A 15,951-nucleotide genomic window follows, 5' to 3' on the forward strand; every position below is an offset into this window, starting at 1 on the left:
GGGGGCCGAGGGCCCCCCCGACCCCCCATAAAGGGTTTGGAGGATATACGGGAATTGGGAAGATGCCTATCGGGAAATGGACGCGGCGGCAACGCCGGATGCCCGGCGCTTCCCGCTGCGAGGGCGCCGCTCCCGCAACCCATTAAAAAGTTGAGGAAGGGGAGAGCGCGAGAGGGGAGAACCCTTTTTAAAGGGTTTCCCCTCTCGCATCGCTTACGCTTCTTTTCTTCCCTCTTCGCTTATGCATCGGCGTCGGCCAGTGAGCCGATGCCCGAGGTGTAGGCGCCGAGCACGTCCTTGGAGAACTGGTAGGTCTGGCTCATGTCGTTGCTGGTGGACGCGGAGCCCGACCCGCCGCTGTTCATGTAATCCAGCGTCTTGCCCACCACGGCCGCGCCGATGGTCTCTTTGTCGGTCGGCGTAAAGGACGTGGCGGATGAGGAAACGGCGTTGTTCATGGTATCCAGCGTCTTGGACACGATGCCGTAGGAGGCTTCCGCCCCTGCGGCGCTCGAAAAGTTGATCGCGCTCATGGCGTCCTCTCCTTGCCGGCCTGTGCGCGGCCGACTGTCGATACCGCTTATGCTATGCCTGTAGCCAGCCGTTGGCCGGCAGTCAAGGGGACGGGAGCGGCGCGCCTATTTTCCCCGTTCGGGGCCGGGGGCGGCCTCCGATACGGAACGCAGCGCCGCGGGCAGCCGACCGGAAGGATCGGCCAGGGCCAGACGCCTGGCGAAACGTTTTTCCTGTCCCGCTTTCGCGGCCGTGGCCGCGGCCAGGGCGACTTCCTCCAGGCCGGGTTCCAGGCGGAAGGCGGCCAGATCGGCCAGACCGAGCAGCAGCCCGAGGGCCCAGTCGTCCGGCCGGTGGAGCGTCAGGTTGGAGAGCAGGGCCACGCGTTGGGGCTCGTTGCCGGGCAGGCGCGCCAGCAGCCTGTCCAGGCGGCGTTCGACCTCGAGATTGTCCGGGTCGAGGGCCTTGGCGGCGACCAGGCACTGGATGGCGTTTTCCGGCAGATGGCGGGCCGGGTCGAACACCATGCCCGGCGCGGCGTCGTAGCCGGCCGCCTCCAGCGCTCCGGCGAAGTGGAGCAGGTAGTCGCGCGGGCCGGACAGGCGGGGGATGTCCCGGCGTCCGTGTCCGGCCTGGGCCACGTAGGCGAGCCGGGCTTCTTCCGGCGCGTCCAGGCGGCAGGCCGCCAGACAGCAGGCCGATGCCGTCAGGGGATGCCCCGAAAGCTCCGGCCGGGCCAGACAGAGGCCGATCAGCGCCAGCACGGCCTCGCGGTCCCCGGCTCCGAGCGCCGTCTGGATGCGGGCGGCCATGACCTCCGGCGTGTCCGGCCCGGCGGCGAGCCGTTGCCAGACCGTCGACCCGGCCAGGACCAGCTGTCCGGAGCGGCGCAGTTGGTAGAGGGCGAGCGCTTGCGCGGCGGCCGCCTCGGGACCGCGCGGCGGCGGGCCGCAACGGGCGGCCAGCTCGAGCAGGGCGGCGGCCCGGTGGATGGGCAGGTGGCGGGCGGCCACGGCGGCATGGGCGGCCCGCCCCATCTTTTCGGTCAGGCCCGGATGGGCCAGGGCGAAGCGGATGCGGTCGTCGAGCTCCAGCACATCATCATAATAAAAGGCTTCCCGGTCCGGGACGAAAAGCGCGGCCACGGCCTCGGGCCGGCGTTCGGCCACGGGCAGGCAGCCGCTGGAAGCGGCCTCGAACAGGCGCAGGTTGATTTCGCCGGCAATGGCTTCGTTGGGCACGATCCGCGCGGCGTCGTAGAACGCGGCCAGGGCCTCGCCGTGAACGTCGTCGCGCCTGACGAGCCCGTGGCGGGCCAGGTGCTCGATGAACCACTGGCGGCGCCGGCGCTGGGGGGTGATGCGGCCGACGAAGGCCAGGGGAATGTCGCGGCCGGCATGGGGGATAAACGGACGGAGCGCGCCGTGCCAGGGCACCCAGGCCGCGTCCGCCGCGCCGGCGGCGGCAAAGGCCGTGGCCAGGTGGGGCTGGGTGGTGGCCACGGCGGAAAAGCCCCGGGCGTAGTGGCGCTGCCAGAAAAAGTTGAGGTGCGGATCGAGGGCCCAGTAAATGACCGGGCAGGGCGCGGCGTCGAGGTCGGTCAACACCAGCCGGGTGCCGAGGTGCTCCTGGTGGATGATGCAGTCGGGCGGTTCGGGCAGGCCGGCCAGAAGTTCCGGCAGGCTGGCCATTCCCTGGGGCGGGTCGAGGTGCGTCACGCGCACGCCCAGGCGCGCAAGAGCCGGCCCGAGGTGCGAGTGGATGAGGCAGATGTTTCGTATCCGGGCGGCCATGGTCCGGTCCGGGGAAGGGCGGCGGTTCGCTTATGGCGTTCCGCATCGACGCGGCGCGTCCCACACGTCCCCGGGCGAACCCTTTCCGGTCGCCGACATGTCGTTGCGGCATGTCCCGCGTCGGCGAGGTTCCGTTCGATTCCCGCGTGCCCGGCCCGGCAGGGGAGCGGGGCGGAGGACGCGGGTCGGGCACACGGTCATCGGCGCGGGCCTAGGCCGTGATGACGGAATTCTCGCAGTCGCCGAACGGGGAAAAGGCGTGCTTGTCCGATTCGGGGTCGCTGATCCAGATCTCCCCATCGATCAGATAGCGGAACTGGTATTCCCGGCCGGTCGGGAGGTCAAGGGTGACGGAAAAGGAACCGTCCTTTTGCCGGCGCATGGGCGTGGCGTCGATATCCCAATCGTTGAATTCGCCGACGAGGCCGACATTGCCGGCGTCCTTGGCCTGCTCCTTGGCCAAAACGAAAGTTACCTTGCAGACGGGTTTGCTTTTCAGGAACTTTTTTTTCAGCGACATGGGGACATCCTCCTCGGAAATGGCCTTGCCGCGGCGAGGCGCAATCGCGTCGCGCGGCGCAACTTGGGACTTAAGCCTGCCGTATCGCCTCTTTGTGACGATGTAAAATCTTTTTTGGAAAAAGAAGGATAAGGAACAGCTTAAAGCAGGCCGTCCTGCTTGAGCCGCGCCACCATGGCCCGCAGGTCGATGGGCTTGGTGAAATAGCCCGAGGCCTCGCCGTGGAAAAAGGACTCGCTGACGTTTTTGACGTCGTCGTGGCAGGTGATCATGATGGCCTTGGCCTCGCTGCCCGGGACGACCCTGCGCGCGCGCTCCACCTCGCGTATGGCGGCCAGGGCCGTGTGGCCGTCCATGACCGGCATCTGGATGTCCATGAACACGAGGTCGAAGGGCTCGCCGCTGTCCAGGGCGGCCGCGAAGCGGGCCAGTCCGTCCTGGCCGTGTTCGGCGCAGTCGCACTGCCCGTAGGATTTGAGCGTCGTGGACATGGTCAGGCGGGAGATGGGGTCGTCGTCGACAATGAGAATTTTCATGCAAAGTCCCCTTGCGTTGCGCACGCTGCGCACTGCAGGGAACTGTTGCCAAAAAAGAATTACCTGTGCAAGGCATGCGGCCCCGGCGGGAAGGCTGGATTTTTTCCGCCGTCGACCCTAGTATCGGGATGCCGCCCGGCATCCTTGCCCGCCTGGCCCACTTGTCAACACGGAACGATGGAAACATGATTCGATCGCTTTTTTTCACGGCCTGCCTTGTGCCGCTGACCCTCGTTTTCAGCTCCCTGTGCTGGCTGTTCGCCCGCGTGGGGGCTGACGGCCGCCTGTCCCACCGGCTGGAAGGCCTGTGGGCCAGATGCCTGGTCCGGTGCTCCGGCGTGCGCGTCACGGTGGACCTGTCGGCCCTCGACCCGGGCGAGACCTATATCTTCATGGCCAATCACCAGAGCCATATGGACATCCCGATCCTTTTCGCCACGCTTTCCGGGTATAATTTCCGGTTTCTGGCCAAGGAAAGCCTGTTCGCCATCCCGGTCTTCGGCCCGGCCATGCGCCGGGTGGGCCATGTGGCCATCGACCGGGCCAACCGGCGCAAGGCCATGGAATCCATCGCCTGCGCGACCGGGCTCGTCTCGCGCGGGGTGGGGCTGCTCGTTTTCCCCGAGGGCACGCGGTCCATGGATTACTCGCGCCTTGGCGAATTCAAGACCGGCGGCATGATCGTGGCGCTCAAGTGCCGGGCCAAGGTGGCCCCGCTTATCGTTTCCGGTTCCGGGAACATTCTGCCCAAGCACGCCCGGCTGGTGCGCCCGGGGGAAGTGACCGTGCGCGCCCTGCCCCCTTTCGATCCCCATGCTCTTTATACGCTCAAGGAGCGTGAAGCTTTTAAAAACGACCTTTGGGCCCGCATGAACGGGGCCTACCAGGAGATGCGACAATGAATTCCAATCCCGCCGTGACGCTCTACCCGCTGGGCGGCCTCGGCGAAATCGGGCTTAACTGCATGGCCCTGGTGTCTGGCGAATCCATGATCGTCGTGGATTGCGGCCTGATGTTCCCCGACGATTCCCTGTTCGGCATCGACGTGGTCATCCCGCGCTTCGACTTCATTTTGGCCAACAAGGACAAACTCAAGGGCATCATCCTTACCCACGGCCACGAGGACCATATCGGGGCGCTGCCCTGGCTTATGCGCTCGTGCGACGCCACGCTCTACGGCTCGTCGTTCACCCTGGCCCTGGCCGCCAAGAAACTCGAGGAGCACAACCTCAAGGAGTTCACACACTTCGAGGCGGTGGAGGGCGGTCAGACCATCACGCTTGGCGATTTCAAGATCACCTTTTTCCCGGTGTGCCATTCCATCGTGCGCGGCTTTGCCCTCGGCATCGAGACCCCGGCCGGGCGCATCGTCCACACCGGCGACTTCAAGATCGACCGCACACCCCTCGACGGCCACGCCACCGACCTGCCGGCCATCAAGGCCTTTTCCGAAAAAGGCGTCATGCTGCTGTTATCCGATTCCACCAATGCCGAGCGCGAGGGCTTCGCCCTGACCGAGCGCGAGATCAAATCCGCCCTGGCCGACATTTTCAAGGATGTCTCCGGGCGCATTGTGGTGACGCTTTTTTCCAGCCACATCCAGCGGATGCAGGAAATCTACGACCTGGCCCAGGCCACGGGCCGCAAGGTCGCGGTCTCGGGCAAGAGTCTTTTTTCCAACATCGAGATCGCCCGGGAGCTCGGGCACCTGCGCGTGCCGCCCGAGACCGAGGCCAGCCTCGACGACCTGCCGAACCTGCCGGACAACCAGGTGGTGCTGCTCGTCACCGGCTCCCAGGGCGAGCCGCTTTCGGCCCTGTCGCGCCTGGCCTACGGCGAGCACCGCCAGATCAAGGTGCAAAAGGGCGACACCGTCCTTTTGTCCTCGCGGTTCATCCCGGGCAACGTGCGGGCCATAACGCGGCTCATCAACCGTCTCTACAAGCTCGGGGCCGAGGTCCTCTACGAGTCCGTCCAGGCCATCCACGCCTCGGGCCATGCCCACGCCGAGGAACTGCGGCTGATGTTGCGGGCCGTTTCGCCGAAGTTTTTCATCCCCGTGCACGGCGAATACCGCCATCTGGTCAAGCACGCCCGCATCGGCGTTTCCTGCGGCGTGGCCCCGGAACGGGCGATGGTCATCGAGGACGGCCAGCCCGTGACCTTTTCCGGCGGGCTGATCCGGCTCGAGGACCCGATCCCGGTGGAGCACATCTATGTTGACGGCAAAGGGGTCGGCGACGTGGGCGTCACCGTGCTCAAGGAGCGCCAGCTGCTTGCCGGGGAGGGGCTGGTCATCGTGGTCATGGTGGTGGACGAGAAGTCCGGCGAGCTGACCTTCGGTCCCAACATCCTGTCCAAGGGCTTCGTCTTCGAGCAGCACTACAGCCACGTGCTGGAAGACGCCAAGTGCATCGTCCTCGACATCTACGAAAACGTGCCGCCGGGCCAGTCCGACCTGCTCAAGGAACGCATCCGCTCGGCCTTGCGGCGGTTTTTCCGCAAGGTGCTGGAGCGCGATCCGGTGGTGGTGCCGCTGGTCATCACCTTGTAACCGGGACGTGACGGCATGAAAGTCCTGCGGGTGCGTCGGGGAAACGCGACGTTTTACGCCCAGCTGCTGCTGGAGGAGCGTGCGGTCAAGTGCCTTGACCGCACGCTTGGCCTGCCCGAGGTGCTGCCGCTTGCGGAGGTCTCGGTGCTGGCGCCGGTCGCGCCGTCCAAGGTGGTGTGCGCCCAGGGCAATTTCCGCAGTCGCCTGCACGAGATCGGCCGCGGGCCGGCCGACGCGCCCATGCTTTTTTTAAAGCCCCCCTCGGCCGTCATCGGCAACGGCCAGTCCATCCTGCTGCCCCGGGCCACCGCCCGGGTGGAGGCCTGGGGGGAACTGGCCCTGGTCCTTGGCCGGGGCTGCCGCAACGTCGCGCCCGAGGACGTGCCGCGCCATCTTTTCGGCTACAGCTGCGCCAACGACGTCACGGCCGGCGATTTCCTCGCCCCGGATGAACCGCTGGGGCGGGCCAAGGGCTTCGACACCTTCGCCCCCATCGGGCCGTGGATCGAGACCGCCGTGGCCGACCCCACGGCGCTGTGGCTGCGCACCACGGTCAACGGCGCCGTGACCCAGGAATCCTCGACCGATGACATGGTGCTCTCCCCCTATGCGCTGGTCAGCTTCATCTCCACCATCATGACGCTGCTTCCCGGCGACGTGGTCCTGACCGGCTCCCCGGCCGGCGGCGGGCGGCTTGCCCCGGGCGACGAGGTCCGGGTGGAGATCGACGCGGTGGGGGTGCTCATCAACGCGGCCAGGTCCGAAGAAGAGCTCGCGCCGCTGCAATAGCCCTGCTGGCGTCCGGAAATTTTCGGGAGCCGGGCTCTTGCCTTTTTTCGGGAAGATGACTACAAACTCCCGTTCACCAAACACGCACGCTTCGCCTTTTCCCTGGGTGCCGGACGGTCCGGTCGCTCCCCGGCGAAGCGGAGGGAAAACCCAAGGAGTCCTCATGCCTTACGTAACCATGAAGCAGCTTCTGGAGACCGGCGTCCACTTCGGACACCAGACCCGCCGTTGGAACCCCAAAATGCGCCCGTTCATTTTCGGGGCCAGAAACGGCATCCATATCATCGACCTGCAGCAGACCGTGCGCCTGTACCAGAAGGCCCACGACTTCGTGGCCGGCGTCGTCGCCGGCGGCGGCAAGGTCGTTTTCGTCGGCACCAAGCGCCAGGCCCAGGAATCCGTGAAAAAGGAAGCCGAGCGCGCCGGCCAGTTCTTCGTCACCAACCGTTGGATGGGCGGCATGCTCACCAACTTTCAGACCATAAAGAAGAGCATCGACCGCCTCAAGAACCTGGAGCGCATGTTCGGGGACGGCACCATCAAGCGCTTTCCGAAAAAGGAAATCGTGATGATGAGCCGTGAGGTGGGCAAGCTCAACGCCAACCTCGGCGGCATCAAGGACATGGAGAAGCTGCCCCAGGTGGCGTTTATCATCGACCCCAAGCGCGAAGAGATCGCCGTCCAGGAATGCCGCAAGCTCGGCATCCCCATCGTGGCCGTGGTGGACTCCAACTGCGACCCCGACGTCATCGACTACGTGATCCCCGGCAACGACGACGCCATCCGCGCCATCAAGCTTTTTGCCTCCAGCGTGGCCGAAGCCTGCCTTGAGGGCGCGGCCCAGAACAAGGATAAGGACGACGAGCCTGTCCCGGACAAGGACGAGAAGCCTGAACTCGAAGTCGAGGCCGCCGTCGCCCCTGCCGCCGAGCCCGCTGCCGCCGCTCCCGCGGCGCAAACCGAATCCGCAACCACCGCCGAGTAGGAGGACCGATTCATGGCCGATATTACCGCCAGCTCCGTGAAAGCCCTGCGTGACAAAACCGGCGCGGGCATGATGGATTGCAAGAAAGCCCTGGGCGAGTGCTCCGGCGACGAGGACAAAGCCGTCGCCTGGCTGCGCGAGAAAGGCCTGGCCAAGGCCCAGAAGCGCGCCGGCCGCGCCACCTCCGAGGGCATGATCGGTTCCTATATCCACTCCAACGGCAAGCTCGGCGTCATGGTCGAGATCAAGTGCGAGACCGACTTCGTGGCCCGCTCCGAGCGCTTCCAGGAGTTCGCGAAAAACGTGGCCATGCAGATCGCCGCCGCCAATCCGGTCTGCCTCGTCCCCGAGGAAGTGCCGGCCGAGCTTCTGGCCAAGGAAAAGGAAATCTACAAGCATCAGGCCATGGAAGAGGGCAAGCCCGAAGCCATCGCCGAGAAGATCGTCGAAGGCCGCCTGAAGAAGTACTACAAGGAAGTCTGCCTGCTTGAGCAGCCTTTCATCAAGGACGACAAGGTCGCCATCAAGGATCTGCTCAACGAGTTGATCGGCGTACTTGGCGAAAACGTCCAGATCGGGCGATTTTGCCGCATGGCCCTGGGCGAGGACGCCGCCTAGGTCGACACGCATCAAGGTTACAACGGGCCGTAAGGCCCGTTTTTTTTGCAATCCGTACCCGGGGAGGTCAGGACGCCAGGGCCTCCCCCCACACTTTTCGCAGCCAGCAAGGGGGCGCCATGTCGAATTTGCGGTTTTCCCAGGTTTTGCTAAAGATAAGCGGCGAGGCGCTGGCCGGTGGTCGCCCCTTCGGGATCGACAAACAGACCATCACCAACTTTTGCCAGGAAATCGCCTGGGGGGTCGAGGCCGGAGCCAGGATTTCCCTGGTCATCGGCGGCGGCAACATCTTTCGCGGCGTCTCCGAGCAGGCCGCCGGCATGGACAGGGCCTCGGCGGACTACATGGGCATGCTGGCCACGGTCTTAAACGCCCTGGCCGTGCAGGAAGGCCTGGAGAAGCAGGGGCTGTCCACCCGCGTCATGTCGGCCATCACCATGCGCGAGGTCTGCGAGCCCTACATTCGTCGCCGGGCCCTGCGGCACTTGGAGAAGGGCCGGGTGGTCATCTGCGCCGCCGGCACCGGCAATCCGTACTTCACCACGGACACCGCCGCGGCGCTTCGGGCCATGGAGCTCAAAACCGAGGCTATCCTCAAGGGAACGAAGGTCGACGGCGTTTACGACAAGGACCCGGTCAAACATCCCGACGCCGTCAAGTTCGATACCCTGACCTACATGGACGTGCTGGAAAAACGGCTGCGCGTCATGGATAGCACGGCGATAAGCCTGGCCATGGACAACAAGCTGCCCATCGTGGTCTTTAACATGTTCACGCCGGGCAACCTCAAGCGGGTGCTGGTCGGTGAGCCCGTCGGCACGGTGGTCAAAGGAGAGGAATAACATGCAGGCAGTGCTCAAGGACGCCGAAGACCGGATGCAAAAGGCGTTGGCTTCGCTGGATAAGGACTTTTCGCGTCTCCGTACCGGACGGGCCTCCACGTCGCTGCTCGACGGTGTGCGCGTGAACTACTACGACACCCCGACGCCTCTGGACCAGATGGCCTCGGTGTCCACCCCGGACAGCCGCACCATCACGATCGCGCCCTGGGACCGCAAGGCCTTCAACGATGTGGAAAAGGCCATCCTCAAGTCCGACCTCGGCCTGACGCCGGTCAACGACGGCAAGATCATCCGTATCGTTATCCCGCCCCTGACCGAGGACCGCCGCAAGGAATTGGCCAAGGTGGCCAAGAAATATTCCGAAGAGGCCAAGGTCGCCATTCGCAATATCCGCCGCGACGCCAACGACGTCCTCAAGAAAAAGAAAAACGACAAGGCCATAAGCGAAGACGATCAGCGCAAGGGCCAGGAGGACATCCAGAAGCTCACCGATGCCTACATCGCCAAGGCCGATGATGCGCTTGCCAAGAAAGAAAAGGAAATCATGGAGATATAGTGCCCGATTCCATGTCCCTTCCCCGGCACGTTGCCATCATCATGGATGGCAACGGACGCTGGGCCACCATGCGCGGACTGCCCCGCAGCGAAGGCCACCGGGCCGGCACCGAAGCCGCGCGCGGGATTGTCACGCGCTGCCGCGAACTGGGTATCGGCCACCTCACCCTCTACACGTTTTCCAAGGAAAACTGGGGGCGGCCGGCCGATGAGATCAAGTTTTTGTTCGATCTTCTCGTGCGCTTTCTCACCCGCGAACTCGATACCCTGGTCAAACAGTCCATCCGCTTCAAGGTGCTCGGCGAGATGGACGCGCTGCCCCTGGCCACGCGCAAAGTCCTTGGCCACGTTATCGCCAAGACTTCCCGCTGCACCGAAATGACCCTGAACCTGGCGCTCAACTACTCCGGACGCGATGAAATCCTGCGCGCCTGCCGCAGCCTCATGCGCCAGGGCGTCGCCCCCGAGGACGTCACCGAAGAGCGCCTCTCGGCCGAGCTCTACACCGCCGGCCAGCCCGACCCGGACCTCATCATCCGCACCAGCGGCGAAAAACGCCTCTCCGGATACCTGCTGTGGCAGTCCACCTACAGCGAGTTCGCCTTTCCCGATACGCTGTGGCCGGACTTCACCCCCGACCATCTCGACGCCGCCATAAGCGACTACCAACACCGCACCCGCCGTTTCGGCCTCACCAGCGACCAGATCACCGCGTAGCCGCGTAGCCGGGTTGCCGGGGCGCTGCCCCGGACCCCGGCAGAGGCTCCGCCTCTGCACTCCGCCGGGGGGCTTGATGCCCCCCGGTCCCCCCTTCTCGGCTTCTTCTCTCTCTTCCCCTCTCTCCCCTGCCAATCCAAGCTACGTAGCCCCAAAAAACACAGACCCCCGCCGGGGAAGCGGGGGCCTGCTCAAGGAGGGAGGAGAGAGAGTGGTCTTGTGGCCGTCGCGGCGTGGTGCGCGCCGCTTAGCCTTTGACGGGCCGGCTTGAGGGGAAGCCGGGTTTGCCGTCATGATGCATATAAACATGGATCATGAAGGGGGCATGGCCGGCGCATGAACTTTGGTTAGGAAAGAGGAAGCCCCCGCCGGGGGAGCGGGGGCTTCGCGTTCGAGGAGAGGAGGTTTCGGCTTGCGGTCCCGGGTGGGGTGAAGGGAGCGGGGACCGGGCCCTGGTTTGTTGGCAAAGGGCGGTGACGGCGCGGCCGGAGGGGGGTAGCCGCGTTGCCGTCGGGATGGAAGATAGGGCGGAAGGGTGGACCCGGCATGACCGGAACATGAACGTTGTTTAGGAAACGGGTGGGCCGGACAAACGAAAGCCCCCGCCGTGTGGGGGCGGGGGCTTCGTTCAAGGAGGGGGAGGGCGACCTTGGGCCATCCGGACGGGAGGGGCCGTACGGACGGCGGATGGAACAAAGAGGGTATGGTTCGGGCACGTTTGTCTGGGCCTGGCCGCAACGCCGTATCCGATGCTGCCTGGATAGGCTGCCAGCATGGAGGATCAATGGCCGCTTTATGAACTAAAATTCATCTTCGGCCGGAGTCAGGCCCGGGGACGGGGAAAGGCCAGGGTGACCCGCAGGCCCGGGTGGTTGTCTTCCAGGCGGAGCGCGGCCTGATGCAGGCCGGCGGCGGCGGCCACCAGGGACAGGCCCAGGCCGCTGCCCGGGGTGTTGCGGCTGGATTCCAGCCGGGCGAAGCGTTCGAGGACGAGGTCCCGGTATTCGGCCGGAATGCCGGGGCCGGTGTCGGCCACGGCCAGTTCCGGACCGTTTGGGGTGGCGGTGAGGGTCACGGTGATGCCCCCGCCGTCGGGGGTGTACTTGACGGCGTTGTCGAGCAGGTTGGCCAGGGTCTGGGAGAGCAGGTGGCGGTTGCCGGGGATGGTCACGTCCGGGGCGAGGGCCACGGAGAAGGCCAGGCCTTTTTCCTCGGCCAGGGGCTCGTAGAGTTCGGCCACGTCGGCGGCGAGGCTGGTCAGGTCCACGGTGGTGAAGTCCTGGCGGCGGGTGCCGGATTCGGCCTGGGCGATGGTCAAAAGGGCGTTGAAGGTCATCAGCAGGTTGTCGATTTCGCTGATGGTCTGGCGCAGCACGGCGCGATAGTGCTCGGGGTCGTCGACCGGCCGGGTCAGGGACATCTCCAGGCCCGAGCGGATGCGGTTCAAGGGTCCGCGCAGGTCGTGGGCGATGTTGTTGGACACCTGCTTGACGCCGTCCATGAGCTTGGAGATCTGGTCGAGCATGGCGTTTAAGTTTTCGGCCAGGCGGTCGAACTCGTCGCCGGCCCCACGGGTGGGGATGCGCCGGTTCAGCTCGCCGCGCATGATTTCCCGGCTGGCCTTGTTGATGACGTCGATGCGCTTGAGGGTCCAGCGGCTGGTTAAAAGGCCGCCCAGCCCGCCGAGCACCACGGTGATGCCGAGGCCCCAGATGAGCGCGTCCATGATGAGCCGTTCCACCTTGATACGTTCCGACACGTCGCGGCCGACGATGAGGTGGAAGTTGCCGGGCAAAAGGAAGTAGCGCATGCGCACCCGGCGCGGCTCGAAGTTTTCGGTGTCCTCCAGCGTGGCGTCGAACCAGCCCGAACCGGTGTCCTTGAACTTGGGCCAGTCGGCCAGATTGCCGGCCAGGGGGTTGAACTTCCAGTCGGTGAGCAGGTAGACGCTCGACCCGGCCTTGTCCTTGGCCACGCGGGACTTGATGACGCGGATAAGCCCGGTGAGGCCGAGCTGGCTGTATTGTTCGGCCAGACCCTGGATTTCGGCGTTTATCGTCTCGTCGGTCTGCCGCTCCATGAAGCCGGCGGTGGAGGTGTAGATGAACCCCAGAAGCACCAGCACCGACAGGCCGAAGGCGGCCATATGGATGATGGACAGGCGCAGCGTCGAGGAACGCAGAAGTTTAGTTGGGATCACGCAGGCTGTATCCGGCGCCGCGGATGGTGGAGAGCAGGGGCTTGTCGTGGCCCTTGTCGATCTTCTGGCGCAGGCGGCTGATGTGGACGTCGATGACGTTGGTCTGGGGGTCGAAGGAGTAGTCCCAGACGTTTTCGAGCAGCATGGTGCGGGTGACCACGTGTCCGGCGTGGCGCATGAGGTATTCGAGCAGGGCGAATTCCTTGGGCTTGAGTTCGATGGGCTTGCCGGCGCGCCTGACCGTGCGGGCTACCAGATCCATCTCCAGGTCCGCGATTTTGAGCGTGGTGTCCGGGGCTTCGGACCGGCCTCGGCGCAGCAGGGCCTCCAGCCGGGCGAGCAGTTCGGCAAAGGCGTAGGGCTTGACCAGGTAGTCGTCGCCGCCGGCTTTCAGGCCCTTGACCCGGTCGTCCACGTCGCCAAGCGCCGACAGGATCAGCACGGGGGTATGGTTGCCGGCCGTGCGCATGGTGCGCACGATGGTGAGCCCGTCGACGCCGGGCAGCATCCGATCCACCACCAGGGCGTCGTAGGTATCCCCCGCCACGCGGTACAGCGCCTCGCGGCCGTCGGCCACGTGGTCGGCGATGTAACCCGATTCCTTGAGCCCCTTGATCATGTACGCGGCGGCTTCCAGATCGTCTTCCACGATGAGCACGCGCATGGCGCACCTCCGGTTTTGGCCGAATTAGGAAAGCCTACCCTGTTTGGTCCGCCTTGTTAAGCGGCCGGGCCGTCGCCCGGGCGGCGGGACCTGGCCAGGGCCCGCCGCAGGGCCGCCTCAAGCTGGCGCATGTCGATGGGCTTGGACACGTAGTCGTCGAAGCCCGCTTTGAGCATTTGCTCCCGGTAGCCTTTGACGGCGTGGGCGGTGAGCGCCACCACGGGCGTGTCGGCCCGCTCCCCGTAAAGGGCCGGGTCGCGCAGCCTGGACAGCGTCTCCAGGCCGTTTAATCCCGGCATCTCCACATCCATGAGCACGCAGTCGAAGGACGACTCCAGGAGCAGGACCAGGGCGGCCCGCCCCGAATCCACGGCCGTGACGCCATGGCCACGCCGCTCCAGCAGCCGTTTGGCCACGAGCTGGTTGATGCAGTTGTCTTCGACCAGCAGGATGGACAGGGGCGGCAAGGGCGGACGGGCGGTTGGCGCTACGGGTCTGGGACGGGACGCCCCCTCCTTTTTGCCGCACACGGCGGTGAAATAAAACGTGCTGCCTTTTCCCGGCCGGGAGGTGAGCCAAAGACGTCCGCCCATGAGCGCGACCAGGCTGTTGCAGATGGAAAGTCCCAGCCCCGTGCCGCCGACGTCCCGCGTGAGGCTCCCGTCGAGCTGGGTGAACGGTTCGAAGATGCGTTCCTGCTTGGCGGCGGGGATGCCGATGCCGGTGTCGGAAACGGAGAAAAGCAGGGGGATATGGCCATCGACCGGGTGGGCGTCGGTCGTCTCGCCGGGCTCAACGCACAGGCGCACGTCGCCGTTTTTGGTGAATTTGAGCCCGTTGGAAACCAGGTTGGTCACGACTTGCCCCAGCCGTCCGGCGTCGCCGATGACGGTTTCGGGCACGTCCGGGTGCACGGAGAGGCTTAGGGTGTTGCCGTGGCGCGCGGCCAGGCTGTCGAACAGCCGCAGGCAGCGGCCGAGTATCCGACGCGGGGAAAAGGGTGCCGCGGCAAGCTCCATCCGGCCGGCCTCGATGCGCGAGAAGTCCAGGATGTCGTTGACGATGTCGAGCAGCGACAGGGCCGACTGGCGGGCCAGGTCGAGGTATTCCCGCTGTTCCCCGGTCAGGTCGGTCTGGAGGGCCAGCTCGGTCATGCCCATGATGCCGTTTATGGGCGTGCGGATTTCGTGGCTCATGGTGGCCAGGAATTCCGATTTGGCCTTGTTGGCGGCTTCCGCCGCCTCCATGGCCCGGGTCAGGTTCTGACGCGTGCGCATAAGCTCGGTGACGTCCACCATGGCCTCGATGATGCAGGAGTCGTCAGGGAGCTTGTGGGCGGTCTTGTACATGATGCGCTCGCCGCGCAGGGTGGCGATGGCGCATTCCCGGTCGCGCACCACGCCCGAATCGGCGCTTAGGGCCGGGCAGGTCTCCTTGTTGCACAAAAAGCCCTTGCAGGATTTCCCCCGCGCTTCCTCCCCGAACAGGCGGGCGGCGGCGGGGTTCTGGTATTCGAGAATCCGGTCGCCGCCTGCCGCGATGCGCACCTTGACGATGGGGATGGGGGCGCTGTCGAGGACGGTTTCCAGATCTTGCCTGGCCAGGGTGCTGTCGGTGATGTCCAGGACCAGGCTCTGGGCGGCGTTGACCCGGCCGCCGGCGTCGCGCAACAGCCGGATGTGGTCGGTGACGTAGCGGGTCTGGCCGTCCCGGGTCCGCAGGCGGTAGTCCAGGATGCAGGCGTCGTTGCCGGCGGCGGCGTTTTCCCGCAGGGCCGCCTCGACCCGGGGCAGGTCGCCCGGGTGGACGAGTTCGCGGGGGGGCACGGTGCCGCTGAGCAGGTTCTCCCGGGAAAAGCCGAGGCGGACGATGTTGGCGGAGACGTATTCCAGGGGGCCGGGTTCGCCGTCGGCCACGGGGTAGCGCAGGAGGAAGGCGGGACTGGTTTCGAGGATGAGGTCGGCCAGTCGCAGGGCTTCTTCGGATTCGCGCCGGGGGGTACGGTCGGAAAGGGCGAGATGGAGTCCTTGCCCCCCGTCCGGGGCGGACGACCGGCCGTGGGCCGTGATGGCGGCTTCCACGTAAAGGCCGGTTCTCTCCGGACGCGACAGCCGGATTTCCACGACCTGCCGTTCCCCGGTCTGTCTGGTCCGGTCGAGCAGGGCGCGCAGAAGCGGTTGGTCGACCCGGACCACGAACCTGGAAAAGGGGCGGCCGCGCAGGGTCTCAGGCGTCTGGCCGAGCATGGCCGCGGCCTGGCGGTTGGCCGCGACGATGCCGCCGGCCGCGTCCAGGCTGAGAAAGCCGACCGGGGCGCATTCGTAGAAGTTGTCGTAGCGGTCGCGACTCTCGGCCAGGGCGGCCCGGGCCTCCCGCAACTGCTCGTCCTGGCGCGAAAGCGCTTCCTGGCTGGCGCTAAGCGCCTCGCGCAATCGGGCGACGGTTTCCGGCGACAGGGACGCGGGGTCCATGGCCGGACGAGATCCGGCTGCAGGGGACGTGGCGTTGCGGCCCGGGCTCGGCGTCACGTCTTCCGAGGCGAGGGGGTCGTTCATGGCCAATCCTTGTAGGGAATGGGGGAAAAACGGGTGGCGGACAGAGCCGCTTGAGCACTCTATGCCAACGGGCTTGGTTTGGAAAGGGCGCGCCTGGCGGCCGGCGATCT

At 65.7% G+C, this 15,951-nt stretch carries 15 protein-coding genes; 8 read left to right on the forward strand and 7 right to left on the reverse strand.

Annotated features, from left to right (window positions below; all coding sequences use genetic code 11):
• Positions 1–239: 239 nt before the first annotated feature.
• The 4 genes from ACMZ6R_RS13475 to ACMZ6R_RS13490 all read right to left on the reverse strand — a co-directional run bounded on the left by ACMZ6R_RS13475 (position 240) and on the right by ACMZ6R_RS13490 (position 3,362).
• Entirely contained in the window at positions 240–533 is a 294-nt protein-coding gene (locus ACMZ6R_RS13475) for a hypothetical protein (protein WP_416112278.1), read from the reverse strand.
• A 105-nt stretch (positions 534–638) separates the two neighbouring features.
• Complete coding sequence (locus ACMZ6R_RS13480; RefSeq protein ID WP_416112280.1) at positions 639–2,306, reverse strand: glycosyltransferase family protein; 1,668 nt, start codon at positions 2,304–2,306, stop codon at positions 639–641.
• Between the two features lie 211 nt (positions 2,307–2,517).
• On the reverse strand, positions 2,518–2,826 hold the full coding sequence (locus ACMZ6R_RS13485; RefSeq protein ID WP_416112282.1) for an isoamylase early set domain-containing protein: 309 nt from the start codon (positions 2,824–2,826) through the stop codon (positions 2,518–2,520).
• 140 nt (positions 2,827–2,966) lie between these two features.
• On the reverse strand, positions 2,967–3,362 hold the full coding sequence (locus ACMZ6R_RS13490) for a response regulator (RefSeq protein ID WP_416112284.1): 396 nt from the start codon (positions 3,360–3,362) through the stop codon (positions 2,967–2,969).
• 185 nt (positions 3,363–3,547) lie between these two features.
• Here ACMZ6R_RS13490 and ACMZ6R_RS13495 point away from each other — a divergent pair, with 185 nt between their 5' ends.
• The 8 genes from ACMZ6R_RS13495 to uppS all read left to right on the forward strand — a co-directional run bounded on the left by ACMZ6R_RS13495 (position 3,548) and on the right by uppS (position 10,422).
• Entirely contained in the window at positions 3,548–4,264 is a 717-nt protein-coding gene (locus ACMZ6R_RS13495) for a lysophospholipid acyltransferase family protein (protein WP_416112286.1), read from the forward strand.
• Positions 4,261–5,916, forward strand: a complete 1,656-nt coding sequence (locus ACMZ6R_RS13500) for a ribonuclease J (RefSeq protein WP_416112288.1) — start codon at positions 4,261–4,263, stop codon at positions 5,914–5,916. Before ACMZ6R_RS13495 ends, ACMZ6R_RS13500 begins: the two co-directional genes overlap by 4 nt.
• A 15-nt stretch (positions 5,917–5,931) precedes the next feature.
• The gene (locus ACMZ6R_RS13505) at positions 5,932–6,705 is read left to right on the forward strand and encodes a fumarylacetoacetate hydrolase family protein (protein ID WP_416112290.1); all 774 of its coding nucleotides are present in this window, start codon (positions 5,932–5,934) and stop codon (positions 6,703–6,705) included.
• 163 nt (positions 6,706–6,868) lie between these two features.
• Positions 6,869–7,690 carry a 30S ribosomal protein S2 gene (gene rpsB, locus ACMZ6R_RS13510; RefSeq protein ID WP_416112292.1) on the forward strand — a complete coding sequence of 274 codons (822 nt, stop codon included), beginning with the start codon at positions 6,869–6,871 and terminating at the stop codon, positions 7,688–7,690.
• Between the two features lie 12 nt (positions 7,691–7,702).
• Positions 7,703–8,308, forward strand: coding sequence for a translation elongation factor Ts (tsf, locus tag ACMZ6R_RS13515; protein ID WP_416112294.1), 606 nt, complete (start codon positions 7,703–7,705; stop codon positions 8,306–8,308).
• A 119-nt stretch (positions 8,309–8,427) separates the two neighbouring features.
• Entirely contained in the window at positions 8,428–9,150 is a 723-nt protein-coding gene (gene pyrH / locus ACMZ6R_RS13520) for a UMP kinase (RefSeq protein WP_416112296.1), read from the forward strand.
• Position 9,151: 1 nt separating this feature from the next.
• Positions 9,152–9,706: a ribosome recycling factor gene (gene frr / locus ACMZ6R_RS13525; protein WP_416112298.1), complete on the forward strand. Its 555-nt coding sequence runs from the start codon at positions 9,152–9,154 to the stop codon at positions 9,704–9,706.
• Positions 9,706–10,422, forward strand: coding sequence for a polyprenyl diphosphate synthase (uppS, locus tag ACMZ6R_RS13530; RefSeq protein WP_416112300.1), 717 nt, complete (start codon positions 9,706–9,708; stop codon positions 10,420–10,422). The genes frr and uppS overlap by 1 nt, the downstream gene beginning before the upstream one ends.
• Before the next feature lie 823 nt (positions 10,423–11,245).
• On the opposite strand, the gene ACMZ6R_RS13535 is transcribed toward uppS, so the two are convergent.
• The 3 genes from ACMZ6R_RS13535 to ACMZ6R_RS13545 are packed head-to-tail and all read right to left on the reverse strand — an operon-like array spanning position 11,246 to position 15,841.
• Entirely contained in the window at positions 11,246–12,622 is a 1,377-nt protein-coding gene (locus tag ACMZ6R_RS13535; RefSeq protein WP_416112302.1) for a sensor histidine kinase, read from the reverse strand.
• The gene (locus tag ACMZ6R_RS13540; protein WP_416112304.1) at positions 12,609–13,286 is read right to left on the reverse strand and encodes a winged helix-turn-helix domain-containing protein; all 678 of its coding nucleotides are present in this window, start codon (positions 13,284–13,286) and stop codon (positions 12,609–12,611) included. The genes ACMZ6R_RS13535 and ACMZ6R_RS13540 overlap by 14 nt, the downstream gene beginning before the upstream one ends.
• Positions 13,287–13,342: 56 nt before the next feature.
• Positions 13,343–15,841: an ATP-binding protein gene (locus tag ACMZ6R_RS13545; protein WP_416112306.1), complete on the reverse strand. Its 2,499-nt coding sequence runs from the start codon at positions 15,839–15,841 to the stop codon at positions 13,343–13,345.
• Positions 15,842–15,951: the final 110 nt, after the last annotated feature.

Source organism: Solidesulfovibrio sp. C21, assembly GCF_047785625.1.
Lineage (GTDB): Bacteria > Desulfobacterota > Desulfovibrionia > Desulfovibrionales > Desulfovibrionaceae > Solidesulfovibrio.

Coding starts and splice junctions, on each gene's coding strand:
- ACMZ6R_RS13485 (WP_416112282.1), bottom strand. CDS start 2,826: ATGTCGCTGAAAAAAAAGTTCCTGAAAAGCAAACCCGTCTGCAAGGTA.
- ACMZ6R_RS13480 (WP_416112280.1), bottom strand. CDS start 2,306: ATGGCCGCCCGGATACGAAACATCTGCCTCATCCACTCGCACCTCGGG.
- ACMZ6R_RS13500 (WP_416112288.1), top strand. CDS start 4,261: ATGAATTCCAATCCCGCCGTGACGCTCTACCCGCTGGGCGGCCTCGGC.
- ACMZ6R_RS13490 (WP_416112284.1), bottom strand. CDS start 3,362: ATGAAAATTCTCATTGTCGACGACGACCCCATCTCCCGCCTGACCATG.
- ACMZ6R_RS13495 (WP_416112286.1), top strand. CDS start 3,548: ATGATTCGATCGCTTTTTTTCACGGCCTGCCTTGTGCCGCTGACCCTC.
- pyrH (WP_416112296.1), top strand. CDS start 8,428: ATGTCGAATTTGCGGTTTTCCCAGGTTTTGCTAAAGATAAGCGGCGAG.
- tsf (WP_416112294.1), top strand. CDS start 7,703: ATGGCCGATATTACCGCCAGCTCCGTGAAAGCCCTGCGTGACAAAACC.
- ACMZ6R_RS13540 (WP_416112304.1), bottom strand. CDS start 13,286: ATGCGCGTGCTCATCGTGGAAGACGATCTGGAAGCCGCCGCGTACATG.
- ACMZ6R_RS13505 (WP_416112290.1), top strand. CDS start 5,932: ATGAAAGTCCTGCGGGTGCGTCGGGGAAACGCGACGTTTTACGCCCAG.
- ACMZ6R_RS13545 (WP_416112306.1), bottom strand. CDS start 15,841: ATGAACGACCCCCTCGCCTCGGAAGACGTGACGCCGAGCCCGGGCCGC.
- rpsB (WP_416112292.1), top strand. CDS start 6,869: ATGCCTTACGTAACCATGAAGCAGCTTCTGGAGACCGGCGTCCACTTC.
- frr (WP_416112298.1), top strand. CDS start 9,152: ATGCAGGCAGTGCTCAAGGACGCCGAAGACCGGATGCAAAAGGCGTTG.
- ACMZ6R_RS13475 (WP_416112278.1), bottom strand. CDS start 533: ATGAGCGCGATCAACTTTTCGAGCGCCGCAGGGGCGGAAGCCTCCTAC.